Origin of the sequence: Paraburkholderia yinzeri (genome assembly GCF_046581065.1) — a bacterium.
Lineage (GTDB): Bacteria > Pseudomonadota > Gammaproteobacteria > Burkholderiales > Burkholderiaceae > Paraburkholderia.
This window is the reverse complement of sequence record NZ_JBFOCJ010000001.1, coordinates 3179737-3204771: the sequence shown is the minus strand read 5'-3', so window position 1 is coordinate 3204771 and position 25035 is coordinate 3179737. Positions and strand designations below refer to the sequence as shown.

General features: G+C 68.1%; 21 protein-coding genes. 7 read left to right on the top strand and 14 right to left on the bottom strand.

Annotation, left to right across the window (positions count from 1 at the left end; genetic code table 11):
• The first annotated feature begins 3 nt into the window (after window positions 1–3).
• Window positions 4–1065 (top strand): Gfo/Idh/MocA family oxidoreductase, encoded by a 1062-nt coding sequence (locus WJ542_RS15250; RefSeq protein ID WP_411190038.1) that lies wholly within the window; start codon window positions 4–6, stop codon window positions 1063–1065.
• A gap of 104 nt (window positions 1066–1169) precedes the next feature.
• Window positions 1170–1397, top strand: a complete 228-nt coding sequence (locus WJ542_RS15245; protein ID WP_027793404.1) for a sulfurtransferase TusA family protein — start codon at window positions 1170–1172, stop codon at window positions 1395–1397.
• A 123-nt stretch (window positions 1398–1520) separates the two neighbouring features.
• Here WJ542_RS15245 and galU read toward each other — a convergent pair whose 3' ends face one another.
• Window positions 1521–2402, bottom strand: coding sequence for a UTP--glucose-1-phosphate uridylyltransferase GalU (gene galU, locus WJ542_RS15240; protein ID WP_411190037.1), 882 nt, complete (start codon window positions 2400–2402; stop codon window positions 1521–1523).
• Window positions 2403–2502: 100 nt separating this feature from the next.
• Window positions 2503–5370, bottom strand: a complete 2868-nt coding sequence (locus WJ542_RS15235; protein WP_411190036.1) for a valine--tRNA ligase — start codon at window positions 5368–5370, stop codon at window positions 2503–2505.
• 171 nt (window positions 5371–5541) lie between these two features.
• Between WJ542_RS15235 and WJ542_RS15230 the strand changes: the two genes are divergently transcribed.
• Both WJ542_RS15230 and WJ542_RS15225 read left to right on the top strand, forming a co-directional pair.
• A complete protein-coding gene (locus WJ542_RS15230; protein ID WP_411190035.1) occupies window positions 5542–7896 on the top strand; it encodes a UvrD-helicase domain-containing protein in 2355 nt (784 codons plus the stop codon).
• 43 nt (window positions 7897–7939) lie between these two features.
• The gene (locus tag WJ542_RS15225) at window positions 7940–8728 is read left to right on the top strand and encodes a 5'-methylthioadenosine/adenosylhomocysteine nucleosidase (protein ID WP_411190034.1); all 789 of its coding nucleotides are present in this window, start codon (window positions 7940–7942) and stop codon (window positions 8726–8728) included.
• 18 nt (window positions 8729–8746) lie between these two features.
• Here the strand turns inward: WJ542_RS15225 and WJ542_RS15220 are convergent, their stop codons facing one another.
• The 5 genes from WJ542_RS15220 to WJ542_RS15200 form a co-directional block, all read right to left on the bottom strand.
• Window positions 8747–10663, bottom strand: coding sequence for a propionate--CoA ligase (locus tag WJ542_RS15220; RefSeq protein WP_411190033.1), 1917 nt, complete (start codon window positions 10661–10663; stop codon window positions 8747–8749).
• Window positions 10664–10884: 221 nt separating this feature from the next.
• Window positions 10885–11751, bottom strand: coding sequence for an efflux RND transporter periplasmic adaptor subunit (locus WJ542_RS15215; protein ID WP_411190032.1), 867 nt, complete (start codon window positions 11749–11751; stop codon window positions 10885–10887).
• 17 nt (window positions 11752–11768) lie between these two features.
• Window positions 11769–11969, bottom strand: a complete 201-nt coding sequence (locus WJ542_RS15210; RefSeq protein WP_027793410.1) for a DUF1656 domain-containing protein — start codon at window positions 11967–11969, stop codon at window positions 11769–11771.
• The gene (locus WJ542_RS15205; RefSeq protein ID WP_411190031.1) at window positions 11959–14205 is read right to left on the bottom strand and encodes an FUSC family protein; all 2247 of its coding nucleotides are present in this window, start codon (window positions 14203–14205) and stop codon (window positions 11959–11961) included. The genes WJ542_RS15210 and WJ542_RS15205 overlap by 11 nt, the downstream gene beginning before the upstream one ends.
• A gap of 11 nt (window positions 14206–14216) precedes the next feature.
• Window positions 14217–15839 carry an efflux transporter outer membrane subunit gene (locus WJ542_RS15200; RefSeq protein ID WP_411190030.1) on the bottom strand — a complete coding sequence of 541 codons (1623 nt, stop codon included), beginning with the start codon at window positions 15837–15839 and terminating at the stop codon, window positions 14217–14219.
• 156 nt (window positions 15840–15995) lie between these two features.
• Between WJ542_RS15200 and WJ542_RS15195 the strand changes: the two genes are divergently transcribed.
• Both WJ542_RS15195 and WJ542_RS15190 read left to right on the top strand, forming a co-directional pair.
• Window positions 15996–16937, top strand: coding sequence for a LysR family transcriptional regulator (locus tag WJ542_RS15195; RefSeq protein WP_411190029.1), 942 nt, complete (start codon window positions 15996–15998; stop codon window positions 16935–16937).
• 177 nt (window positions 16938–17114) lie between these two features.
• On the top strand, window positions 17115–17279 hold the full coding sequence (locus WJ542_RS15190; protein WP_411190028.1) for a hypothetical protein: 165 nt from the start codon (window positions 17115–17117) through the stop codon (window positions 17277–17279).
• 53 nt (window positions 17280–17332) lie between these two features.
• Here the strand turns inward: WJ542_RS15190 and WJ542_RS15185 are convergent, their stop codons facing one another.
• The 4 genes from WJ542_RS15185 to wrbA all read right to left on the bottom strand — a co-directional run bounded on the left by WJ542_RS15185 (window position 17333) and on the right by wrbA (window position 20775).
• Window positions 17333–18145 (bottom strand): metallophosphoesterase, encoded by an 813-nt coding sequence (locus WJ542_RS15185; protein WP_411190027.1) that lies wholly within the window; start codon window positions 18143–18145, stop codon window positions 17333–17335.
• Window positions 18142–19608, bottom strand: a complete 1467-nt coding sequence (locus WJ542_RS15180; protein ID WP_411190026.1) for an FAD-binding oxidoreductase — start codon at window positions 19606–19608, stop codon at window positions 18142–18144. The genes WJ542_RS15185 and WJ542_RS15180 overlap by 4 nt, the downstream gene beginning before the upstream one ends.
• Before the next feature lie 163 nt (window positions 19609–19771).
• A complete protein-coding gene (locus WJ542_RS15175; RefSeq protein WP_411190025.1) occupies window positions 19772–20170 on the bottom strand; it encodes a DUF2069 domain-containing protein in 399 nt (132 codons plus the stop codon).
• Entirely contained in the window at window positions 20167–20775 is a 609-nt protein-coding gene (gene wrbA, locus WJ542_RS15170; protein WP_411190024.1) for an NAD(P)H:quinone oxidoreductase, read from the bottom strand. The genes WJ542_RS15175 and wrbA overlap by 4 nt, the downstream gene beginning before the upstream one ends.
• 102 nt (window positions 20776–20877) lie before the next feature.
• Here wrbA and WJ542_RS15165 point away from each other — a divergent pair, with 102 nt between their 5' ends.
• Window positions 20878–22200: a YihY family inner membrane protein gene (locus WJ542_RS15165; RefSeq protein WP_411190023.1), complete on the top strand. Its 1323-nt coding sequence runs from the start codon at window positions 20878–20880 to the stop codon at window positions 22198–22200.
• A gap of 52 nt (window positions 22201–22252) precedes the next feature.
• Here the strand turns inward: WJ542_RS15165 and WJ542_RS15160 are convergent, their stop codons facing one another.
• From WJ542_RS15160 to WJ542_RS15150, 3 genes are all read right to left on the bottom strand, one after another.
• Window positions 22253–22573: an Mpo1-like protein gene (locus WJ542_RS15160; protein ID WP_411190021.1), complete on the bottom strand. Its 321-nt coding sequence runs from the start codon at window positions 22571–22573 to the stop codon at window positions 22253–22255.
• 163 nt (window positions 22574–22736) lie between these two features.
• Window positions 22737–23555 carry an alpha/beta fold hydrolase gene (locus tag WJ542_RS15155; protein WP_411190020.1) on the bottom strand — a complete coding sequence of 273 codons (819 nt, stop codon included), beginning with the start codon at window positions 23553–23555 and terminating at the stop codon, window positions 22737–22739.
• Complete coding sequence (locus tag WJ542_RS15150) at window positions 23552–24874, bottom strand: O-acetylhomoserine aminocarboxypropyltransferase (protein ID WP_411190019.1); 1323 nt, start codon at window positions 24872–24874, stop codon at window positions 23552–23554. The genes WJ542_RS15155 and WJ542_RS15150 overlap by 4 nt, the downstream gene beginning before the upstream one ends.
• Window positions 24875–25035 lie beyond the last annotated feature (161 nt).

Sequence of the window (25035 nt, the reverse complement as noted above, 5' to 3'; positions counted from 1 at the left end):
GAGATGCAGGAAACACCACGGACCCAGCCTTTGCGCGTGGGTGTGGCGGGACTGGGGCGGCTCGGGCGGCGGCACGCCCAGAATCTCGCGTATCGCGTGCCGGGCGCGACGCTTGCGGCGGCATGCAGCCCGCTGGAAGAGGATCTGGCGTGGGCGCGCGAGGCCTTGCCCGCGGCGCGCCTGTACGCGGACTATGCGGCCATGCTGGCCGACGACGCGCTCGACGCGGTGTGGCTCGTCACACCCTCGGCGCTGCACGCGCAGCAGATCGTTGACGCGCTGCGCGCGGGCAAGCACGTGTTCTGCGAGAAGCCGCTCTCGCTCGACGTCGCCGAATGCGAACGCGTGGTGGCCGAGTCGCGCCGCTACGACAACCAGCAGGTGACGATCGGCTTCATGCGGCGCTTCGATCCGAGCTACCAGGCGGCCTATGCGAAGGTGCAGGCGGGCGCGATCGGCCGCCCGTTCCTCGTGCGCTCGCAGACCTGCGACCTCAACGACCCCGAAGGCTTCTTCGTGCGTTTCGCGCCCACCTCGGGCGGCATTTTCCTCGACTGCACGGTGCACGACATCGACGTTGCGCGCTGGCTGCTCGGCAAGCCGCGCGCCACGCGCGTCTACGCCACGGGCACGATTGCGCTGCACGAGGGCCTGCGCGCGGCGGGCGACGTGGACAACGGCGTGGCGGTCTGCGAGTTCGAGGGGGGCGGTCTTGCCATGTTCTATGCGTCGCGCACCATGGCGCACGGCAACGACACGTCGAGCGAAGTGATCGGCACGGCGGGCGCACTCGCGATCGGGCATATTCCGCGCGTGAACCGCGTGGAAATCTACGATGCGGGCGGCGTGCGCAGCGAATGCACGCCCACCTTCTTCGATCGCTTCGAAGAGGCTTTCCTGGTCGAGGCGCAGGCCTTCGTGGCGTCGGTGCGGGCACGCATGGGCGCAAGCGGCGCACATGACGCCGGTGCGCAGGGCGCGACGCTGGAAGACGCGCTGGAGGCGACGCGCATTGGCCAGGCGCTGCGCCAGTCCTTGCAGACGGGGCAGGCGGTCACGCTCTGAGCGGCGTCCTGAGGGCGGGGCGCGCCTGCGGTAGAATCGGCGCTATTGATATGTGCCGTGCGCCGCATGAGGCGCCTCCCCCGAAGGATCCAACCCCGATGCAAATTCAGGTTCACAAGGAAGTGGACGCGCGCGGGCTCAACTGCCCGCTGCCGATCCTGCGCGCCAAGAAGGCGCTGGCCGACATGGAAAGCGGCCAGATTCTCAAGGTGCTCGCGACCGATCCCGGTTCGCAGCGCGATTTCGCCGCGTTCGCGAAGCAGACCGGCAACGAGATCGTCGAAAGCACGCAGCAGGACAAGATTTTCGTGTTCCTGATGCGCCGGCGCTGAAATCGGCCCCGGCTGTGTCGCTCTCCCCGGAGCGCGCGCAAAGAAAAATGGCCCGCTGAACGCGGGCCATGTCGTTTGTACCGGCAGCATACCGGCGGCGTTTCGCGCCGCCAGGACCGGAATTCAGCCTTCCATCGTCGGCTTGCGCGTATGCAGGTATTCGGCGAATTCAGTGGCCACTTCGGGGTGGCGCAGCGCGAACTCGACGGTCGCCTTCAGATAGCCGAGCTTGCTGCCGCAGTCGAAGCGCGTGCCGTGGTACTTGTAGGCCAGCACCTGCTCGTCGGCGAGCAGCGACTGGATTGCGTCGGTGAGTTGCAGTTCGCCGCCCGCGCCCGGCTTGATCGACTTCAGGTGTTCGAAAATGCGGGACTTGAGCACATAGCGGCCCACCACGCCGAGGTTCGACGGCGCGACTTCGGGCGCCGGCTTTTCGACGATGCCGGAGAGCTTGACGATCGAGTCTTCCCACTCCTTGCCGTCGACAATGCCGTACGAGCGTGTTTCCGAAGGCGGAATCTCTTCCACGCCGAGCACCGAGCTATGGTAGTGGTCGAACACCTCCACCATCTGCTGCATGACGGGCGGCGTGCCGTAGAGCAGGTCGTCCGCGAGGATCACGGCGAATGGGTTGTCGCCCACGAGCTTTTCCGCGCACAGCACGGCGTGGCCGAGGCCGAGCGCCTCGGGCTGGCGTACGTAGAAGCAGTCGACGTGCGCCGGCTTGATGTTGCGGACCAGCTCCAGCAGTTTCGCCTTGCCGCGCGCCTCGAGTTCCGCCTCGATCTCGTAGGACTTGTCGAAATGGTCCTCGATCGCGCGCTTGCTGCGGCCGGTCACGAAGATCATCTCGGTGATCCCGGCCGCCACGGCTTCCTCGACGGCGTACTGGATCAGTGGCTTGTCGACGATCGGCAGCATTTCCTTCGGACTGGCCTTGGTGGCCGGAAGGAAACGCGTGCCGAGGCCCGCTACCGGAAATACCGCTTTTGTAACTTTTAGCATGTCTTTAGTCCTGGTCCTGCAGGCCGCGCGGTCCTCCCTGTTGGCGCGCGCGTCCTGCACTCTGGGTCACGTCCTGCTCGCCAGGCCGTGCTTCCGGCCCTCAGCCCGGCAGCCGTTCCAACTGCGCGGTCAGTTTGCCGAGCGTCGCCTGGAATTCTGCCAGCCTTTTCTGCTCCTGTTCAACGACAGCGGGCGGAGCTTTTGCGACAAAGCTGTCATTTCCGAGTTTCGCGTTGCACTTCGTCACTTCGTTCGCCAAGCGGGCGATCTCCTTCGAGAGCCGCTCCCGCTCGGCTGCCACGTCGATCTCGACCTTCAGCACCAGCTTGTCTGTTCCTACGATAGCAACCGGCGCGCCTGCCGAGGCGGCGTCGAGCGTTGCCTCGTCGGCGATGATCTGGACCTCCGACAACCTCGCCAGTGCCTGCGCGTACGGCGCGAAGCTAGCAAGCCGCTCGCTGTTGCCCGTGGCCAGCAGCGGCGCCTTCGTGGCGGGCGAAAGGTTCATCTCGCCACGCAGGTTGCGGCAGGCGTCGATCACGGCCTTGAGATCCGCGGCCCATTGTTCGGCGGTCTCGTCGATCTTCTTCGGCTCGGCGACCGGGTAAGGCTGCACCATGATCGATGCCGCGCCCCCGGCTATGCCTTGCGGATACGCGTCGGTGAGCGGCGCCACTTTCTGCCACAGCGCTTCGGTGATGAACGGGATCACCGGATGCGCGAGGCGCAGCACCGTCTCCAGCACGCGCAGCAGCGTGCGGCGCGTGGCGCGCTGCTGCTCGGGCGCGCCGGTCTGGATCTGAACCTTGGCCAGTTCCAGATACCAGTCACAGTATTCGTCCCAAATGAACTTGTACAGGGCGTTCGCCACATTGTCGAAGCGATAGTCCGCGAAACCCTTCGCGACTTCGGCTTCCACACGCTGCAGGAGCGAAACGATCCAGCGGTCGGCCTGCGAGAAGTCCGTGTAGCCGCCGGGGCCGCAATCGCCGGGCTGGCAGTCTCCCGGTTTGCTGAAGCCGCAGTCGTGGCCTTCGCAGTTCATCAGCACGAAGCGCGTGGCGTTCCAGAGCTTGTTGCAGAAGTTGCGGTAGCCCTCGCAGCGCGCGAGGTCGAAGTTCACGTTGCGGCCGAGCGTGGCCATGGAGGCCATCGTGAAGCGCAGCGCGTCGGTGCCGAAGGCGGGAATGCCGTCCGGGAACTCCTTGCGCGTCTTCTTTTCGATGGACGCAGCCTGCTTCGGGTTCATGAGGCCCGTGGTGCGCTTGGCGACGAGCGCTTCGAGGCCGATGCCGTCCACGATATCGATGGGGTCGAGCGTGTTGCCCTTGCTCTTCGACATCTTCTGGCCTTCTGCGTCGCGCACGAGACCATGCACGTACACGGTGTCGAACGGCACCTTGCCGGTGAAGTGCGTGGTCATCATGACCATGCGCGCCACCCAGAAGAAGATGATGTCGAAGCCCGTCACGAGCACGGACGAGGGCAGGAACGCCTTCAGCTCCGGCGTTTCCTCGGGCCAGCCGAGCGACGAGAACGGCACGAGCGCCGATGAGAACCACGTGTCGAGCACGTCATCGTCGCGCTTGAGCGCACCCTTGTAGCCCTTGGCTTCGGCTTGCGCGCGCGCCTCTTCCTCGCTCTTCGCGACGAAGATCTCGCCGTTTTCGCCGTACCAGGCCGGAATCTGGTGGCCCCACCAGAGCTGGCGCGAGATGCACCAGTCCTGGATGTTTTCGAGCCACTGGTAGTAGGTCGTGGTCCAGTTTTCCGGCACGAACTTGATCTGGCCGCTGCGCACCACGTCGAGCGAGGTTTCGGTGATCGACTTGCCGGGGTTGAAGGTGCCCTCGGGCGCGGGCTTCGTCATCGCCACGAACCACTGGTCCGTGAGCAACGGCTCGAGCACGACGCCCGTGCGGTCGCCGCGCGGCACCATCAGCTTGTGCGGCTGCACCGATTCGAGCAGCCCCGCCGTCTCGAAATCGGCCACCACCTGCTTGCGGGCCTCGAAACGGTCGAGGCCACGGTACTTTTCCGGCGCGTTGGCGTTGATCTTCGCGTCGAGCGTGAGAATCTCGATCATCGGCAGGCCGTGGCGCAGGCCTACCTGGTAGTCGTTGAAGTCGTGCGCGGGCGTGACCTTCACGACGCCGGTGCCGAACTCGCGGTCCACGTAGTCGTCGGCGATGATGGGGATTTCGCGGTCCGTGAGCGGCAGCTTCACCCTCTTGCCGATCAGGTGCGCGTAGCGCTCGTCTTCCGGGTGGACCATCACGGCCGTGTCGCCGAGCATGGTTTCCGGGCGCGTGGTGGCCACGGTCAGGTGACCCGAGCCGTCCGCGAGCGGGTAGCGCAGATGCCAGAGATGGCCGCTTTCCTCTTCGCTCGCCACTTCGAGGTCCGAGACGGCGGTGCCCAGCACCGGGTCCCAGTTCACGAGGCGCTTGCCGCGATAGATCAGGCCCTGTTCATAGAGGCGCACGAACACGTCGCGCACGGCGGCCGACATCTTGTCGTCCATCGTGAAGTACTCGCGCGACCAGTCGATCGAGGCGCCCAGGCGCCGCACCTGGCCCGTGATGGTCGAGCCCGACTGCTGCTTCCATTCCCACACGCGCTCGACGAACTTTTCGCGGCCGAGGTCGTGGCGCGAGATCTTCCGGGCGTCGAGCTGGCGTTCCACCACGATCTGCGTGGCGATGCCCGCGTGGTCCGTGCCGGGCACCCACAGCGTGTTCTCGCCGAGCATGCGGTGATAGCGCGCGAGGCCGTCCATGATCGTCTGGTTGAACGCGTGCCCCATGTGCAGCGTGCCGGTGACGTTGGGCGGCGGCAACTGGATCGAGAAGTTGCTGCGGCCGGGCGTGAAGGTCGCGGCGGCGTAGCCGCGGCGCTCCCATTCGGGGCCCCAGTGGGCCTCGATCGTCTGGGGCTCGAAGCTCTTCGCTAGCGTGCTGTCGCTCATGGGTGAAATCTGCCGAAAAAGGGATGCGGAAACCTTCGATTATAAGGGGAAGTGCCAGTGGGCCCGCGCCGCCGGAGGGCGGCAGCCCGGTGAGGGGAGACTTATAATGGCGGCCTGCCCATCTTCGGCGCGCCTTCGCTTTCGCGCGTCTTCCAGCTTCCTGCGTACTCCATGCCCGATCTGCTCGCGAACCTGAATCCCGAACAACTCGCCGCCGTCACGTTGCCGAACGAGCCGGCGCTCATCCTGGCCGGGGCCGGCAGCGGCAAGACGCGCGTGCTGATCACGCGCATTGCGTGGCTGATCCAGCAGGGACTCGCCTCGCCCCCCACGATCCTCGCCGTGACCTTTACGAACAAGGCCGCGCGCGAGATGGTGGGGCGCCTGCAGGCGCTCCTGCCCATCGATACGCGCGGCATGTGGATCGGCACCTTCCACGGCCTGTGCAACCGCATGCTGCGCGCGCATTACCGCGACGCGGGCCTGCCGCAGACGTTCCAGATTCTCGATACGGCCGACCAGCTTTCGGCGCTCAAGCGCCTGATGAAGGGCCTGAACATCGACGACGAGAAATACCCGCCGAAGAGCCTGCAGCACTTCATCAACAACGCAAAGGAGCAGGGCCTGCGGCCGAAGGACGTGGACGTCACCGACAACTTCAACCGCAAGTTCGTCGAACTCTACGAGGCCTACGACCAGCAGTGCCAGCGCGAGGGCGTGGTCGACTTCGCGGAGCTGCTGCTGCGCTGCTACGAACTGCTCGCGCACAATCCGCCGCTGCGCGCGCACTACCAGGCGCGCTTTCGCGACATCCTGGTCGACGAGTTCCAGGACACCAACAAGTTGCAGTACGCGTGGCTGAAGCTGCTGGCGGGCGGGAACAACGCGATCTTCGCGGTGGGCGACGACGACCAGTCGATCTACGCGTTCCGCGGCGCGAACGTGGGCAACATGCGCGACTTCGAGCAGGAGTTCCGCGTGAAACACCTGATCAAGCTCGAGCAAAACTACCGCTCGCACGGCCATATTCTCGACGCCGCGAACCACCTGATCGCGCACAACTCGCGCCGCCTCGGCAAGAATCTGCGCACCGACGCGGGCCACGGCGAGCCGGTGCGCGTGTACGAGGCCGCGACCGATTCGCAGGAAGCGGGCTGGATCGTCGAGGAGATCCGCGCGCTCATCAACACGGGCTTCGCGCGCAACGAGGTTGCGGTGCTCTATCGCAGCAACGCGCAGTCGCGCACGATCGAGCACACGCTCGTCAACGCGGGCATTCCGTACAAGGTGTATGGCGGCCTGCGCTTCTTCGAGCGCCAGGAGGTGAAGCATGCGCTCGCGTATCTGCGTCTCATCGACAACCCGAACGACGACACCGCGTTCGCGCGCGTCGTGAACTTCCCCACGCGCGGCATTGGCGCACGCTCGATCGAGCAGCTCGCCGACGCGGCGCGCCTCTACAACTGCTCGATGGCGGCGGCGATTCCGTACGTGACGGGCAAGGCCGGGTCGAGCCTCGCCGCGTTCGCGAACCTCGTCGCGAAGATGCGCGCGGAAACGGCGCAACTGAGCCTGCCGGAAACGGTGGAATACACGGTCCGCATGAGCGGGCTGGCCGAGTTCTACCAGAACGAGCGCGAAGGCCAGGACCGGCTGGAGAACCTGCAGGAACTCGTCAACGCGGCCACGGCGTTCGTGAGCGAGGAGGGCTACGGCCTCGACACGCCCGCGCGCTCGATTCCGCTGCGCCGCGGCGCGAGCGCGCTGCCGGAGATCGTCTCGCAGGACGGCGAGATCGAAGTGCTCGACGCCCCCGCGATCACGGACCCCGCGCAGAACCCCGACGTCATGACGCCGCTGGCGGGCTTTCTTTCGCACGCCTCGCTGGAAGCGGGCGACAACCAGGCGCAGGCGGGCCAGGACGCGGTGCAGCTGATGACCGTGCACGCGGCCAAGGGGCTCGAATTCACGGCGGTCTTCATCACGGGTCTCGAAGAGGGGCTCTTTCCGCACGAGAACAGCGCGATGGAAGCCGATGGCCTCGAAGAGGAGCGCCGCCTGATGTACGTGGCGATCACGCGCGCGAAGGAGCGGCTCTACCTCTCGTTCACGCAGAGCCGGCTGCTGCACGGCCAGACGCGCTACAACGTGCGCTCGCGCTTTTTCGACGAACTGCCGCAGGAAACGCTCAAATGGCTCACGCCGAAGGTCGAAGCCGGCGCCCGCTGGGGCGGACGCTCCGACAACGCGGGCTGGGGCCGCGACTGGTTCGCGCGCCCCGAGGGCGGCCGCGAGCGCGACGCCTACGTGGCGGACAAGAGCCCGCCGCCGGCGTTCGCCAACGAGCAACGCGCGGCCGAGACGGGTTTCCGCGTGGGCCAGCTCGTGTTCCACACGAAATTCGGCGAAGGCACCGTCACGGCGCTGGAAGGTAGCGGCACCGACGCGAAGGCGCAGGTCCGCTTCAAGCGTCACGGCGAGAAGTGGCTCGCGCTGGCGGTGGCGAAACTGCAAGCGGTGGAATGAGCGTATACCGCCCGACGAACTGGACTCTACGGAACCCTCAACGATGAATGTATCGTCCCGCGCCGCGGCGCGTCCGCTCGGCGTGCTGGCCGCGCTGCCCGAAGAACTCGGCGATCTGCTCGCGGCCATGCGCGCGGAGTCGGGCGTGACGACGCGCACGCTCGGTCAGCGCGACTATCACCTCGGCACCGTCCACGGCGCGCCCTGTGTCGTGACGCTCGCGCGCGTCGGCAAGGTCGCGGCCGCCGCGACGGCGAGCGCGCTGATTCATGCCTTCGATGTCGAGGCGATCGTGTTCACGGGCGTGGCCGGCGGCGTCGGGCCGGCGGTGCATATCGGCGACATCGTGGTGGGCGAGACGCTGCTCCAGCACGACATGAACGCCGAGCCGCTCTTTCCGCGCTTCGAGATTCCGCTGCTTGGCCGCGCGCGCTTCGAGGCGGATCCTGCGCTCGCCGCGGCGCTCGCCGAAGCCTGCGAGCGCTTCGTGGCGGAAGAGGGGGCGGCGCTGGCCGAGCGCTTCCAGACCCGGCAGCCGCGCGTGCATCGCGGTCTCGTGATCAGCGGCGATCAGTTCGTCGCGAGCGGCGAGGCCGTGGGCGCCTTGCGCGCGGCACACCCCGAGGCGCTGGCGGTCGAGATGGAGGGCGCCGCCATCGCGCAGGTCTGCTACGAATACGGGTTGCCGTGCGCCGTGGTGCGCACGATCTCCGATACCGCCGACGAGCATGCGAGCACGTCGTTCGCCACGTTTCTCACCGATATCGCCGGCACGTATTCCACCGGCATCTTGCGCCGCTTCCTCTCCGTCTACGCTTCGACGCCGCGCTAAGCGGTGTTTAAGCGGTATCTAGACGCCGCCGTCGCCGCGACTCCCCTCGGCCACGGCGTCGCGCACCTGCTGTAGCGCCGAGGCATCCTCGATCGTCGGCAGGTCGCCGGGTTCGCGTCCTTCCGCGAGAGCGGCGATGGCACGCCGCAGCAGCTTGCCGGAGCGCGTCTTCGGCAGCATGCCGACGAACAGCACGCGCGCAGGCCGGCCGATGGCGCCGAGCTGGCGATCCACGGTCGCGGCAATCGACGCTTCGAGCTGCTTCGCCGCCTTCGGATCGGCCGCGGCGGCCGCGTCGCGCAGCACGACGAACGCCAGCGCCGCCTGGCCCTTCACGGCGTCGTTCACGCCGACCACGGCCACTTCGGCCACCGCCGCATGCGACGAGATCGCTTCTTCGATTTCGCGCGTGCCGAGCCGGTGTCCGGCGATGTTGATGACGTCGTCGGTGCGGCCGAGGATCGTCACGTAGCCGTTTTCGTCCTGCACGCCCCAGTCGAAGGTCGAGTACACCTGGTGGCCCGGCACGCTCTCCCAGTAGGTCTTCACGAAGCGCGCGTCGTCACCCCAGACCGTTTGCATGCAGCCCGGCGGCAGCGGGTAGCCCAGCGTGATCACGCCTTTCTCGCCGGTCGGGCAGGGCTCGCCCGTATGCTCGCTGCGCAACGTGAGGTCGTAGCCGTACGCGGGCACCCCCGGCGAACCGAGCTTCTGCGGCAGCGCCTCGACGCCGCGCTGGATCGCGAGCATCGGCCAGCCGGTTTCGGTCTGCCAGTAGTTGTCGACCACCGGCTTGCCGAGCGCCTCCGAAATCCACGCGGCGGTGGGCTCGTCGAGCGGCTCGCCCGCGAGGAACAGCGTGCGCAGGCTGGAGAGGTCGGCGGCATGCAGCAGCGCCGGGTCCTGCTTCTTGAGCACGCGAATGGCCGTGGGCGCCGTGAACATCAGATTGATGCCGTATTGCTCGACGAGGCGCCACCAGATGCCGCCGTCGGGGCGGATGGGCGTGCCTTCGTACATCACGGTCGTCATGCCGGCGAGGAGCGGCGCATAGATGATGTAGCTGTGCCCCACTACCCAGCCGATGTCCGACGCCGTGAACATCGTGTCGCCCGCGCGGCCCTCGAAGATGTACTCCATGGAGGCGGCGAGCGCCACGGCATAGCCGCCCACGTCGCGCTGCACGCCCTTGGGCCGGCCGGTCGTGCCCGAGGTGTAGAGGATGTACGACGGTTCATTCGATTCGAGCCAGACGCACGGCACCTGCGCGCCGTAGTGCTGCTCGCGCAGCGGCTCGTAGTCCACGAGGTAGGGGGCGGCGAGGCGTTCGGGCGCGAGCTGCCGGTCGATCAGGAGCACCTTGGGCGGCGCGTGCTGCGCGCGCGCCATGGCTTCGTCCACGAGCGGCGTGTAGTCGATCACCTTGCCGCCGCGCGCGCCCGCGTCGGCGCTCACGATCAGCACGGGCTTCGCGTCGTCGATGCGCGCCGCGAGCGAGGGCGCGGCAAAGCCGCCGAACACCACCGAATGGATCGCGCCCAGCCGCGCGCAGGCGAGCATCGCGAACACGGCCTCGGGGATCATCGGCAGATAGATCAGCACCCGTTCGCCGCGCGCGACGCCCAGCGACTGCATCACGGCGGCCATGCGGTTTACTTCGGCGTGCAGCTCGGCATAGGTATAGCGGCGCTCGATGCCGGTCTCGGTCGAGACGTAGACGAGCGCACATTGCTGGGCGCGTTCGGCAAGATGCCGGTCCACCGCGTTGAAGCACAGATTCGTGCGGCCGCCGCAGAACCAGCGCGCGAACGGCGGATTCGAACGGTCGAGCACCGTGTCGAACGGCGTGTCCCAATGAATGCGCGAGGCTTCGCGGCGCCAGAAGTCCTCGGGCTGGGCAATCGATTCGCGGTGAAAGTCGCGGTAACGGCGCATGGCAACCATCCTCCGGGGCGGCCGGCCGCCTTGGGGCCGGCAGGGTTCGGTCCGGCTCGCGTCGCACGCGCTGGCTTTGCGCGCGCCTTCGTCGCACTCGTCGCGCATCGAGGGCCGGATTCACCGCAGCATAGGGCAGTGCCGCGGACGCGGACAACGCGGGTTCTCCATGATGTCGCGCTTTTTGCCGAACTTCTTGCCGTCCCGCCCGGCACGCGCACTCAGGTGGTTCCGGGCTTCACCACCACCGTGCAGGTCGTGCCCGCGGAGAGGATCATGCCGTCGGGCACCGTGTCGATGTGAATGCGCACCGGCACGCGCTGCGCGAGGCGCACCCAGTTGAAGGTGGGGTTCACGTCGGCCAGCAGTTCGCGGCTTTGCGGATTGTCGCGGTCGTAGATGCCGCGCGAGATGCTCTCGACGTGGCCCTGCAGCGTGCCGCCGCTCATCAGCTTGATCTCGGCCTGGTTGCCGATTTTCACGTGCGGCAGCTTGGTCTCCTCGAAGTAGCCGTAGACCCAGAACGAGTGGCTGTCCACCACGGCCAGCTTGGCCTGACCGGAGATCGCGTAGTCGCCCTTGAACACCTGCAGGTTCGTCACATAGCCGTCCACCGGCGAGATCACGCGCGTGCGTTCGAGATTGAGCTTCGCGGCGTCGAGCGCGGCGGTCGCCTCCTCGTACTGCGCCTGGGCCGAATTGGCGGCATGCGAAGCGTTCTCGCGGCTTTCCTGCGAGACCACGAGGCTGTCCACGTCGGCGCGGCGCTTCGCGTCGTCCTGGCGCATGGTCAGTTCGGCACGGCGCGCGGCGACGGCGGCCTGGGCCTGCTCCACGGCGATCTGGTAATGCGACGGGTCGATCTGCATGAGCAGGTCGCCCTTGTGCACGAACTCGTTGTCGTGCACGGGCAGGTCGACCACGGCGCCCGAGACGTCGGGGGCGATATTGACCACGTCGGCGCGCACGCGGCCGTCGCGGGTCCACGGGTCGTCCATGTAGTGGACCCACAGCACGCGGCCGACCAGGAGGGCGACGACGAAGATGATGGCCGTCGCGGTAAAGCCAATGAGGTTTCGCAGTGTCATGATGCTTCGAATCCGGTTCAACGATAGACGGCGAGACCGAGCACGCAGCACACGACCACGAGCAGGCTCACGCGAAAGAGGGAGGGGTGCCAGACGACCCGGTACAGGCCCGTGCGGGCCAGCAGCGAGTCGAGCACCCAAGTGATCGCCGCGCCCAGGATGAAGAGCAGCACGATCGCGGGAATGTAGGCGTCCAGTAACGCAACGTCACGAGGCATGGTGGGCTCCAGGGCTTGCGCCGGGATGCGCGCCTTCGCTTTCGGCCCAGCTCGCGAACGGCGACTGCGGGTCGATGAGGGCGGTACGGATGAAATGCAGATGGCTCAGGATGCGCTGCAACTGGCGGCGTTCTTCGCGCGGCGGCTCGAAGCCGTGCAGCACGCCCTGCGCCGCGTCGATGGCCGTGCGCGTGGCCGCGAGCGCGGCGGCATGGCGCGGCGCGGCCGGGCGGTCGAAGAGGGCGCTCACGGACTGGAGCGTCGCGTCGATCGCTTCGCGCCATGCCGTGCCCTTCGCGTAGCGCGGATGGGCCGGCAGCGTCGCCAGTTCGTCGCGCAGGTCGAGCGCGGCATTGCCGGCTTCGAGCGTGGCGAAGAGCCAGCGCAGCGTGTCGCGGCGCTGGGCCTCATCGTTGCCGGCCAGCGCGCTCAACTGGAACACGAGGTCGCGCGTGCCGCTCTCGAAGCGATTGCGCAATCCCCCCAGTCCCGTCAGGCGCGCGCAGCACGCCTGCACCGCCGCGCGGCGCAGGTCGGCGAGCAGGCGCTCGCGCTGCCAGCGCGCGGAAGGCGGCAGGAACGCCGCGAACGCCGCGGCCGTGACGCCCATCGACATTGCGAGCGCGAGCGCGTCGTTCATGTAGCTGTCCGGGTTGTACTGCATGACGTTGTCCGGGCCTGCGAGAAAGCACAGGAAAATGCAGTAGCCCATGCCGTAGCCCGCGTACGGCGGGCGCGTCGTGAGGAACACGCCGAACGCGAGCGCCGGCGTGAGCGCGACGCACAGCATCGGAAAGCCGTCGATGCGCGGAAACACGCCGAACACCAGAATCATGCCGACGAGCGACGCGAGCACGGTGCCGAGCGCCATCTGGGTCGCCATGCGCGCGGGCTGCGGCGCGGAGGAGGCCAGCGCGCAGGTGGCCGCCGCGGTCAGCACGAGGGTCGTGCCGCTCGGCCAGGCGGTCGCGATCCAGAACGCGCCGAGCAGCCCGATGACGATCGCCGCGCGCAGGCCCGCGACGCCGGCTGCGATCCCGTTCGTCTTCGGCACGTAGCGGGCGATCCACTTTTCGCGCGAGTGGGTGTCGACCGCGAGCGACGCGTAGGTCGCCGTGTACTCGTTCATGTCGTGGACGAAGCGGTACAGCAGTTCCGTCGCGGTGTCGAAGTCGAGCAGGCCGGCGGCGGCGCCGGCGTGCGTGTCACGCATTTCTGTTTCCAGTTCTGTCTCCAGCATGGCGCGTGTTTCGTGCACGCGCCTCGGCAGCGCTTCGCGCCAGGCGTCGAGCTGCCGCGCGACGTGCGCCGCGTCGGCGGCCGCGAGCACTGGCTCGCCGGCCTTGGCGAAGAGCGGCGCGATTTCCCGGAAGTACGGCTCGAGCGCGTCGACCGTGGCCGAGGCGCCTTCGCTGCGCAGCCGGTTCATCAACTGGTGCAGCGCGTGAAAGCGCGTGGAGGCGCTCATGAACTCGGTGTTCAGGCGCGCGAGACGCCCCGAGCGCATGCGCGAATCGGGCGTTTCGAACACGGCCGTGCTGCGGCTGGCCTCGAGCCCGACGATATCGGACACGAAGCGCAGGTTGGTTGCTTCGATCTGCGAACGATCCACCTGGCCTGCCAGCGCCGCCGAGATGTAGTCGACGAACGACGAGAAACGCCGGCGCACCGTCGAGCGCAGCAGATCGCCCGTGTACTGCGGAAACACGACCGCGCTCACGAAGCCCGACGCGAGAATGCCGACCGAGATCTCGCACACGCGCGTCATGGCCGACATGAACGCGCCGTCCGGATGCTGCGAGGCCGGAATGCCGATCAGCGCGGCCGTGTAGCCGGCGAGTACGAAGCCGTAAGACCGGAAGTTGCGGTTGCGCGCGGCGCCCGCGGTGCAGATGCCGACCCAGAGCGCGGTCGAAGCGAGGAACAGCTCGGGCTGCTGCGCGAAGAGGCCGATCAGCGCGAGCATCACGACGAGACCGACGAGCGTGCCGCAAAGCCGGTAGAAGCTCTTGGCGAACACGGGGCCGCTTTGCGGCTGCATCACGATGAAGACTGTGGTCATTGCCGTGCGCGGCTGCGGCAGATCGAGCTTCATCGCAATGGCGAGCGTGAGCAATGCCGCGGCGATGGCCTTGAAGACGTAGATCCAGACGAGGCCGTCCGTGCGCGCCCAGTCGGCGAGCGCCGCGAAGGTGCGCTCGGCGGCCGGCGGTGCGGGGGGAGAGGACGCTTGCATCGTGGCGTGCCTCAGTTGGCCGCGGGAGCCGGACGGCCGGCGCTGGCGTTGGCGCCGGGTGCGTTCGCGCCTTCGGTGACCGACGAACGCGGTGCGAGCAGAGCGGCCGGCGCGAGCGGGATGTCGCGGGTCTTCCTGCCGTGCGCGGGCAGTTGCTCGGCTTCGGTGGGCGTGGCGACAGCGGGATCGCTCGCCGCGTCGATCACCCCACCGCCCAGCGCGGCGACGAGCGTGGCTTGCGCAGTCAGGCGCGCGGCCTGAATGCGCGCGACGCCCTGCTGCGCCGTCAGCAGTTGCTGCTGCGCGATCAGCACGTTCACGTAGTCGGTGAGGCCGCGGCGATAGCCTTCCTCGGAGAGGTCGAAGTTGCGCTGCGCGATCGTCACCGAACGGTGGGCGTCGTCTTCCTGCGTGGCGAGCGAGCGCATGCGCACCACCTCGTCGGCGATCTCCTTGAGCGCGGTGACGATGGTCTGGTTGTATTGATCGACGGCGACGTCGTAGGCGGCCGATTGCGCGCCGAGCTGCGCGCGCAGGCGTCCGCCGTCGAAGATCGGTAGCGAGAGGGCTGGGCCCGCGGAGTAGCTGCCGCTCAACGACTTGAGGAACTGGAAGAGCGGTCCCGCGGCCGCATAGCCGCCCATCGAGACGAGCAGGTTCACGTTCGGATAGAAGCCGGCCTTGGCCACGTCGATGCCGCGCGCCTGCGCGGCCACGGTCCAGCGCGCCGCGACGATGTCCGGGCGATGGCCGATCAGCTCGGCGGGCAGCGCCGAGGGCAGGCCCGCCGGGCTTGCGAGCGAGAGCGCCGGGCGCGTGATCGCTTCGCCGGCGCCCGGCCCCTTGCCCGCGAGTGCGGCGAGCTGGTTCTTGCCGAGCGCGATGGCCTCTTCGAGCGCGTCGATCTGGCGCTCGTACTCGGGCAGCGGCGTTTGCGCCTGCGTCACTTCGAGCTGCGTGCCGAGCCCGCCCGCCAGACGCCGCTGGGCGAGCGCGAGCACCTTCTGCTGTTCGGCGAGCGTTTGCTTTGCGATATCGAGCAGCGCGTAGTTCATCGAAAGCTCGATGTACGCGCGCGTGACGTTCACTTCGAGTTCGAGCTGCGCGGCGCGCGCGTCCGCGGCGCTCGCGTGCGCGAGGTCGAGCGCTTGCTCGGCCGTGTTCTTGTCCTGGCCCCAGAGATCGAGGTGATAGGAGAGGCCGAGCGTGGCCGTGTTGTTCCAGGTATTCGCGTCGGCGAGCGGGCCGGGACCGTAGAACACGTTGTCGGACCAGTGCTCGCGCTGGACCGACATATTGCCGCTGATTTGCGGAAGCAGCCCGGCCTGCGCGACGCCCGCCATCGAACGGGCCTCGCGCACGCGCGCCTGGGCGGCCGCGAGCGACGGATTGCCCGAGATCGAGTCTTCGATCCAGGCGTTCAGTTGCGGGTCGTCGTAGCTCTTCCACCAGTCGCTGGCGGGCCACTGGGCGTCGGTGTCGGCGGCCCGGATGGCCGATCCGGCATCGAGTTGCGACGCCTCGGTCTGTTTCGCCTGCGGTGCGATGCCCCCGGTACTGGCGCAACCTGTGATTATCAACGAGAGCGTAAGAACCGTGAGTGCGGCAAGTCCTTTCGGTACCGGAGACTGCACGATTTACTCCTTTTATTGGCTATAGATCAGTGTGCGTAATTATATTTTTCGATCTATTCCCGAATAACCGGTAAAGATGCAAGGCATTTTTACGAGATTTGAGACAATCGATCTTACGAAATATGTAACAATGCCTCCGTCATAGAGAGGATGGCTATGGATACGCTCCAAAACATGCGGGTATTTGTGCGGGTGGTCGAGGCAGGCAGCTTCACGGGCGCCGCGCAGCACCTGAATACGACGACGGCTTACGCTTCGCGCGCCGTCTCGGATCTGGAAGCGCATCTGCGCACGCGCCTCCTGAACCGCACGACGCGCCGCATCGCGCTGACCGAGGCCGGCGAACGCTACCTGCAGCGCTGCGAGCAGATCCTCGCGTACGTGGACCAGGCGGAAGCGGAGGCCGGCGACGCGCACGCGCGGCCTTCGGGCAAGCTGAAGATCTACTCGATGACGAGCTTCGGTCAGCACTACGTCGTGCCGGCCGTGGGGCGGTACCAGCAGCTCTATCCCGACGTGAGCGTCGAGCTGACGCTCGCCGCGCAGCGCATGCCGGACCTGCTCGACGAAGGCTACGACGTGGCGCTCATGCTCGCGACCGATCTGCCCGATTCGGGTTTCGTCTCGCAGCGCATTGCGAGCACGTTCAGCATCGCCTGCGCCTCGCCGGCCTACCTGGAGCGCCACGGCGTGCCGCAAACGCCCGCCGATCTTGCCCAGCATGCGTGCCTGCAGATGGTGACGCCGATCTTTCCCGCGTCGCAATGGCGCTTCACCGGCCCGGGCGGCGACCAGGTCACCGACCTCGGTCCCTCGACGTTCCAGGTGAACGTGGCGGAGGCCCTGGCCGTGGCCCTGCGCGAGGGGATGGGCGTGGGCGTCCTGCCGATGTACTCGGCCATCAGCGGGCTGCGCAACGGCGACCTCGTGTGGATCCTGCCCGAATACAAGTCGCAGGAAATGAACATCTACGCGATGTACCCGTCGCGCCAGTATCTCGACGCGAAGATCCGTACGTGGATCGAGCTGCTGCGCGAGTCCTTGCCGTCCACGCTCGCCACCGACGAGGCGGAACTGCGCCAGTTCGCGCGCACCTAGCCAGTCGTACCTGGCCTGCCCTCCCTGACGGGCAGTGCGTTGTTACCGGCCGCTGTGACAGGCTGTTACACCTGAGGCCGATCGCAACACTTCCTTACGCCCGGCTGCGCGGCGCTTTGCTAACGTAGCGGAACGCTTTTTCGCCAACGTTCAATTCGCCAGCACCCGAGGACTTCCATGGATACGCATCTGATGATCGGCATCGCCGTGATGATGGGCCTGATCGGCATTGCGGCATCGCGCGATCTGCTGCGCATGCGTCGCGCACTGCTTCAGCCGGTGTCGCTGCGCGCGCAGCGCATCGACGGCGCCGCGCCGGACGCGCGCGACGGTCTGCGCTGAGCAACGCGTCAACCGCCCGACGGCACTAGCCGCCGCCGGTCCGACGGGCCGTATCAGTCTTCCAGCTCCACCACCTTGTCCCAGGCAAACGCCGGGTTTTCCGGCACGCCGGTGCGGCGATCGCGGTAGCCGCGCGGATTGCAGACGACGTGCGCGCCATTGACCGTGTAGTCGAAGCACGTATGCGTGTGTCCATGCAGCCATAGCGCCACGGGCGCGCGCACGAGCGCGTCGAGATCGTTCACGAAGCCCGCGGACGCGGGATCGTTCGCGTAGCGCGCCGCGAGGCTCAGCCGGTGCGGCGCATGGTGCGTGACGACGATCGTCTTGCCAGCGAACGGCTTGGCCAGCTCGCCCTTGAGCCATGCGAGCGCATGGACATGCAGCGCGACCGAATCCCCGGGCGTGAAGTCCCGCGCCAGTGCGCCGGGACTCTCGGGCCACGACACCTGAATCAGGCCGCGAAAGTCGAGCATCACGCGCCCGGCCGCGGCGATCGCGCGTTCGCGCGCGTCGTCGTCGGCGCCGAACAGCGTGAAGTCCGCCCACAGCGTCGTGCCGAGCACGCGCCAGCGTCCCGCGGGATCGACGAGGGTCGCATTGTTCAGGAAGTGCACGTGATCGAGCGCCGAGGCCGCGTCCTGCATCGCGGTCTCGAGGGCGCCGAATTCGCCGTCGTAATACTCGTGATTGCCCGGCACATAGACCACGGGCACCTGCGGATCGAAGGTTTCCGCCGCCCAGCGCAGGCCGAGCGCGTGGTTGTGGATGTCGCCCGCGAGCACGACGAGATCGGCGTCGGCGTGCGGGATCGTGTCCGGCTCGTCGTGCTCCAGATGCAGGTCGGACAGGATGCGGATCTTCACGTCGAGGTCTCCCGCCGCTCCTGCGGCGTGCGCAGCACCTTGCCCGGATTCATCAGGTTCAGCGGGTCGAGCGCCGTCTTGATCGCCTGCATCAGCCGCAATTCCACGGCGCTCTTGTAGTGCGCCGCTTCGTCCACCTTCAACTGTCCGAGGCCGTGCTCCGCGCTGATCGTGCCGCGGTGGCGATGCACGCTGTCGTACACGATGCGGTTCAGGGTCTTTTCGTTTTCGGCGAGGAAGGGTTTCGGATCGACGCCTTCGGGCGCCTGCACGTTGTAGTGCAGGTTGCCGTCGCCGAGATGGCCGAACGTCACCATGCGCGCGCCCGGTACCGCACGTGCGATTTCGGCGTCGGTTTCCTCGATGAAATGGCCGATGCGCGAGATCGGCACGCCGATATCGTGCTTCACGTTCAGCCCCTCCTGCGCCTGCGCGAGCGGGATGTGCTCGCGAATATTCCAGAACGCCTGCGATTGCGCGAGGCTTTCGGCCACCACGGCGTCTTCCACGAGGCCTTGTTCGAGAGCGGCTTCCATGAGGCGCTCGAAGAGGGCGCGTGCGTGCTCTTCGCTCTCGTTGTCCGACAGTTCGAGCAGCACGACTTGCGCGTGGTGCGTCTGGAACGGATAGCGTAGCTGCGGGAAATGGCGTCCCACGAGCCGCATGCAGAAGTCCGACATCAGCTCGAAGCCCGTGAGGAGCGGTCCGGCATAACGCTGCGCAAGCGCGAGAAAGTCGAGCGCGGCATGCGCGGAGCCGAGCCCCGCGAGCGCCGTGACGCGCGCGGCCGGCTGCGGATGCAGCTTCATTACGGCCGCCGTGATGATGCCGAGCGTGCCTTCCGCGCCGATGAAGAGGTCGCGCAGATCGTAGCCCGTGTTGTCCTTGCGCAGCCCGCGCAGGCCGTCCCAGATCTCGCCTTCGGGCGTGACCACTTCGAGGCCGAGGCACAGCTCGCGCGTGTTGCCGTAGCGCAGGACGCCGGTGCCGCCCGCGTTCGTCGAGAGATTGCCGCCGATCGTGCAACTGCCCTCGGCCGCGAGCGAGAGCGGGAACAGGCGCCCGGCTTCCGCCGCGCGCGCCTGGACGTCGGCGAGGATCGCGCCCGCTTCCACGGTGATCGTGTTGTTGTGCGGATCGATCTCGCGCACGCGGTTCAGGCGGCGCAGGCTCAGCACGGCTTCGCCGCCGCCGGCGTCGGGCGTCGCGCCGCCCGCGAGGCCCGTGTTGCCGCCCTGCGGCACGAGCGCGATGCGGTGGGCGTGCGCGAGCTTCACGACGGCGGCTACTTCGCGCGCGTCGGCCGGACACAGCACGGCGCGCGCGGTGCCCTGATAGCGCTTGCGCCAGTCCGTGACGAAGGGCGCGGTGTCGTGCGCGTCGGTGAGGACGTGCTGCGCGCCGAGCGCGGCTACGCAGGCATCGAGGAAGGCGGAAGGGGTATCGGGTTGAGCTTGGCTCATGATTTTCCGGGGGCTGTTCGCGGGCGCGGGGGGCGGTGGCGGGCGCTGCCGCCGCGGACCTGGCGCCTGGCGGTTGGCTAGAGGGGTTCAGTGTGACACGGTGCGCGCGCCAGCGGTGCGCGGGCGGGCAGGCGGCAGGTCATGCGGCCCGTCGTGCGACCCGTCATGCGGCTTCGCGCCTGGCTCGCCGCGCCGCGCGCTTGAATGGCGCGACATAGGCGAGCGCGCAGACGAAGAAGCCCAAGGCAAGCGCAACCTCGATCCAGCCCAGGCGGTTTTCCGGCGCCGGGTCGCTCATGCCGCGCACGATGCCCTCGGCGAAATACAGCAGCACCAGCATCGACGCCCATTGCAGCGTGTAGAGGCGGCGGCGCAGCACGCCGGGCAGCGCGACCAGGAGCGGCAGCGCCTTGAGCACGAGCGCGCTGCCGCCGGGCCGCAACGGGGCGAGCCGCCATTCCCACGCAATGCAAAAGAGCGCGAGCGCGGCGAGCGTGACGAACGCGCCGAGCGCCGCGGCGCGGCTGGCAGCGGCAGGCTGCTGCGGTGTGGGCCCGTTCACGGCCGCTCGCCGCGCCCTAGCGCCAGCGCCGCGCGCGCGAGCCGCGCACCGAGCGCGACCGCGAGCGCCTTCTCTTCGGCGGTGGGACCGTGGCTGCGCCCGTCCGCGCGCGCGTGGTGCGACGCGCCGTAGGGCGTGCCGCCGCCGTCCGTGGTCGTGAGCGCGGTCTCGGTGTAGGGGATGCCCACGAGCAGCATGCCGTGATGCAGCAGCGGCAGCATCATCGAGAGGAGCGTGCTTTCCTGGCCGCCGTGCAGGCTGCCCGTCGACGTGAACACGCAGGCGGGCTTGCCCACGAGGGCGCCCGAGAGCCATTGCGGCGTCGTGCCGTCGAGGAAGTACTTGAGCGGGGCGGCCATGTTGCCGAAGCGCGTGGGCGAACCTAGCGCGAGGCCCGCGCATTCCTCGAGATCGCGCAGCTCGACGTAAGGCGGCCCGTCGTCGGGAATGTCGGGCTGGGTAGCCTCGCAGACCGTCGATACGGCCGGCACCGTGCGCACGCGCGCCTCGGCGCCGGGAATGCTGTCGATACCCTGGGCGATGGCGCGCGCGAGTGCGAGCGTCGCGCCGTGCCGGCTGTAATAGAGCACAAGGATGGGTTTCATCGGGCCTCGTCGTTTGACGGGATATTATAGGGGCTGGGTCTGCCGCTCCCATTCCTGTCCGCGGCGCTTTGTTCGACCTTTTGCTTTCAGGTGTGCCGGCCGATGGACGTGTTGTCGAAAATCCGTTTCGATCTGGATGTCGTGAAGCGCCTTGCGCGTTTTGCGGCGCGGCGCAGCCGCGAGGACCGCATTCCGCAGGTCGCGGGCAGTCTCACGTTCACGACGCTGCTTTCGCTCGTGCCGCTCGCGACGGTGGCGTTCGCGCTCTTCACGGCCTTCCCGATCTTCGCGTCGTTCCAGAGTTCGCTGCAGGGTTTTCTCGCCGATCATCTGATGCCAGCGCAGATCAACAGCCAGATCTTCATGTACCTCAACCAGTTCGCGTCGAAGGCCAAGGGCCTCACGACGATGGGCATGATCGTGCTGTTCGTCACCTCCGTGATGACGATGATGACGGTCGAGTCCGCGTTCAACGTGATCTGGCGCGTGCGCAAGCCGCGGCCCTTCGCGCAGCGCGTGCTCGTGTACTGGGCGATCCTCACGCTCGGGCCGATCCTGATCGGCGTGAGCCTGTCGATTTCGTCGTATCTGTTCACGCATTCGTTTGCCGTCGCCACGGAGCAGCACGTTTCGATGATGTTCGCCTGGGCGCTCATGGGCGCGTCGCTGCCGCTCACCGCGCTCGCGTTCACGATGCTCTACGTCTATTTGCCGAACTGCCGCGTGGAGTGGCGCGACGCCGTGGTGGGCGGCCTTGCCGCCGCGATCGCCTTCGAGCTGGCCAAGCGCGGCTTCGGCTACTACGTGCGGCGCATTCCCACCTACACGGCCGTGTACGGCGCGTTCGCGGCCGCGCCGATGTTCCTGCTCTGGATGTATCTGAGCTGGTTCATCACGCTCGTGGGCGCGATGATCACGTCGGCCTTGCCGGAAATCCGCAGCGGGCGCTTCGACCGGCCGCGCTTTCCGGGCAGCGATCTGCTCGACGCGCTCGAATTGCTCGCGCGCCTCGCCGAAGCGCGCGACGCCGGCGAGCCCGGCCGCACGGCGGACCAGCTCGCGCAGGTGTTGCGGCGCGACCTCTCGACCGTGACGCGGCTTCTGGGCGGCATGGAAGAGGACGAACTCGTGGCGCGCCTCGAAAGCGATGGCGCCAAGCCGCATTTCCTGCTGATCGCGAACCCGGCGCGGATCAGCGTGGCGAGCCTGTTCGGGCGCTTCGTGATCGACCGCAAGGAGCTGGCCTATCAGCTCAATCTGAAGTCCAGCGCCGTCGATGCGGCGATGTTGCTGGGGGCGCTCGACAACGACAAGCTCGCGGTCTCGCTGGCCACGTTGCTGGCGGCGCGGCGCGCCCATGCGGACGCCGGCGAGGAAGCCGGGCAAGGGCAGGCGCACGCGCCAATGCCGCACCAGCCGGCGTAGCGGCGGCACCGCGAGCGCGTGCCGGCAACGCTGCTGGCCGCGTTTCAGGCGGCTACAGCGAGATTCTTCCGCGGCAGATGTCCGAGAACATGACCCAGTCGCCCATCAGGCTGTAGACGGGATGGCGGAAGGTGGCGGGGCGGTTCTTTTCGAACGCGAAGTGGCCGACCCAGGCGAAACCGTAGCCGCAGACGATGGCCAAAGGCAGCCAGAGCCAGTTGCCGGTGGCGATGGCCATGGCGACGCAGCCGATCACGCCGAGCGATCCGATGAAATGCAGCCGCCGCGACGTGAGATTCTGGTGCTCGCTCAGATAGAACGGATAGAACTCCGCGAAATTCGCGAAGTGTTCGGTGTGGGCGGTATGGCTCATGGTCTCCCCCTACGCGCGAGGGCCTCGATGGCCCGCCTCGCGCACCGTCCGGACGCCGCGCCTCGGCTCCGTGGACGCTTCCATTTTCCGGCGTTCCGCAAGACGCTGCAACCCGGCGGCGCGAGGCCTCGCGGAGCCCCGCCGCGAAGCGGAGCAAGCCGCGCTAGCGCCCTGATGCGAACGCGTACAGCGCGTCGAGCGTGGCGTCGGGCTGCTCGGTCATCAGGGCGTGGCCCGCGTCGAGCGTCACCGTGTCGACGGGCACGCCTGCCTGCCCCAGTGCCTCGGCAACCGCACGGGCCGCGCGCGGCGGCGTCATCGCGTCGCGCCGCCCCACCACGAGCCGCACGGGACAGCGCACCTTCGCCGCGCTCGCGAGGCCGTCGGCGTACGCGTTGCAGGCCGCGAAGTCGGTGTGGAAAAGCTGCGGCTCGCCGCGCGCGGAGACGCGTTCCATCAGCCGCCGGTTCGTGCCGCGCAGCCAGAAGCCGGGGCCGGGGCTTGCGGGTTTCGGCGCGAGCGTCGAATGCGACCACTGGTTCACGAGCGCGATCGCCTCGGCTTCGCGTTCGCGCGCGGCTTCGAGCAGCGCGGGCGACACCGTCATGGGAAAGGCCGTGGCCAGCAGCGCGACGCGTCGCGCGCGCTCCGGGTGGCGCGCCGCGAATTCGAGCGCGACGAGCGAGCCCATGCTGTGCCCGGCCACGAACGCCTGCCGCACGCCGAGCGCGTCGAGCAGCGCGGCCAGCCAGTCCGTGAGCGCGCCGATGCTCGTGAGGGCCGGGCCCGCGCTGCGCAGGTGGCCGGGCAGGTCGACCGCGAGCACGCTGAAGCCGTGATGGGCGAAGTAGCGCGACTGCAGAGCCCAGACGCTATGGTCGTGCTGGGCGCCGTGCACGAACACGGCCACCGGCCGCGCCGGGTCGAACGGGCGGCCGCCCGTGTAGGCGTAGGCCGGCTTGCCCTGAACGTCGACGATCATGAGGCCTCCTTGCCGGCCGATTTCGCACCGGCGGCGGCATGCTGCGACGCTTTCAGGGCGCGCTTGAGGTCGTCGATCAGATCGTCGGGGTCTTCGAGCCCGATAGAAAGCCGGATCGTCCCCTCCGCAATGCCGGCGGCGGCGAGCGCGGCGGCATCCATGCGGAAGTGGGTCGTGGAGGCGGGGTGGATCACGAGCGAGCGCGCATCGCCCACGTTCGCGAGATGCGAGAAGAGCGCGAGCGACTCGATAAAACGCTTGCCGGCTTCGCGGCCGCCTTTCAGGTTGAAGCTGAATACGGCGCCCGCGCCGCGCGGCAACAGGCGCTTCGCGAGCGTGTGATCGGGATGGCCGGGCAGCTCGGGATAGGCCACCGACTCGACGGCGTCGTTCGCCACGAGAAATTCGACGACGCGCCGCGTATTGGCGACGTGCCGCTCCATGCGCAGCGGCAGCGTCTCGATGCCTTGCAGCAGTTGCCACGCGGCCTGCGGATGCAGGCACGCGCCGAAGTCGCGCAGGCCCTCGCGGCGCGCGCGCAGCAGGAACGGCGCGACCGTGCTCTCCTCGGTGAAGACCATGCCGTGAAAGCCCGCGTAGGGCTCGGTGAACTCGGGAAAGCGCCCCGACGCCTCGAAGTCGAAGGTGCCGCCGTCCACCAGCACGCCGCCGATGGTCGTGCCGTGGCCGCCGAGGAATTTCGTCGCCGAGTGGTAGACGAAGTCCGCGCCGTGCTCGAAGGGGCGCAGCAGGTACGGCGTGGTGAAGGTCGAGTCGACGAGGAGCGGCACGCGGTGATCGTGCGCGATCTGCGCGACGGCGGCGAGGTCGAGCACGTCGAGGCCCGGATTGCCGAGCGTTTCGCCGAACAGAAGGCGCGTGTTCGGCCGCAGGGCGGCGCGCCAGGCGTCGAGATCGCCGGGTTTGACGAAGGTGGTCTCGATGCCGAAGCGCCGCAGCGTGTAGTCGAGCAGGTTGTGCGAACCGCCGTAGAGCGCCGCCGAAGCGACGATATGCGCGCCCGCGCCCATCAGCGTCGCGATGGCCAGATGCAGCGCCGCCTGGCCGCTCGCGGTGCCGATCGCGCCCGCGCCGCCCTCTAGCGCGGCGACGCGCTCCTCGAACACGGCAACGGTCGGGTTCGAGATGCGCGAATAGACATGCCCCGCGCGCTCCATGTTGAAAAGGGCGGCGGCGTGGTCCGTGTCGCGGAAGCTGAACGACGTGGTCTGATAAATCGGCGTCGCGCGGGCGCCGGTGGCGGGGTCGGGCGCCGCGCCGGCGTGCAGCGCGAGCGTGTCGAAACGGGTGTCGGGCATCGTGGCGGCGCGGCCGGCGTCGAACCGGCGTCAGATCAGGGGTTCGGCCATCGTATAACACCGTCCGCCGTCCGCGAAAGCGCCACAGCGGCCGGGCGACCCGCGTGCGCCGTCCGTCCGGTCGGCCCTGCTCGCGCTTTTTCGTGCCGGATGCCTGCGCG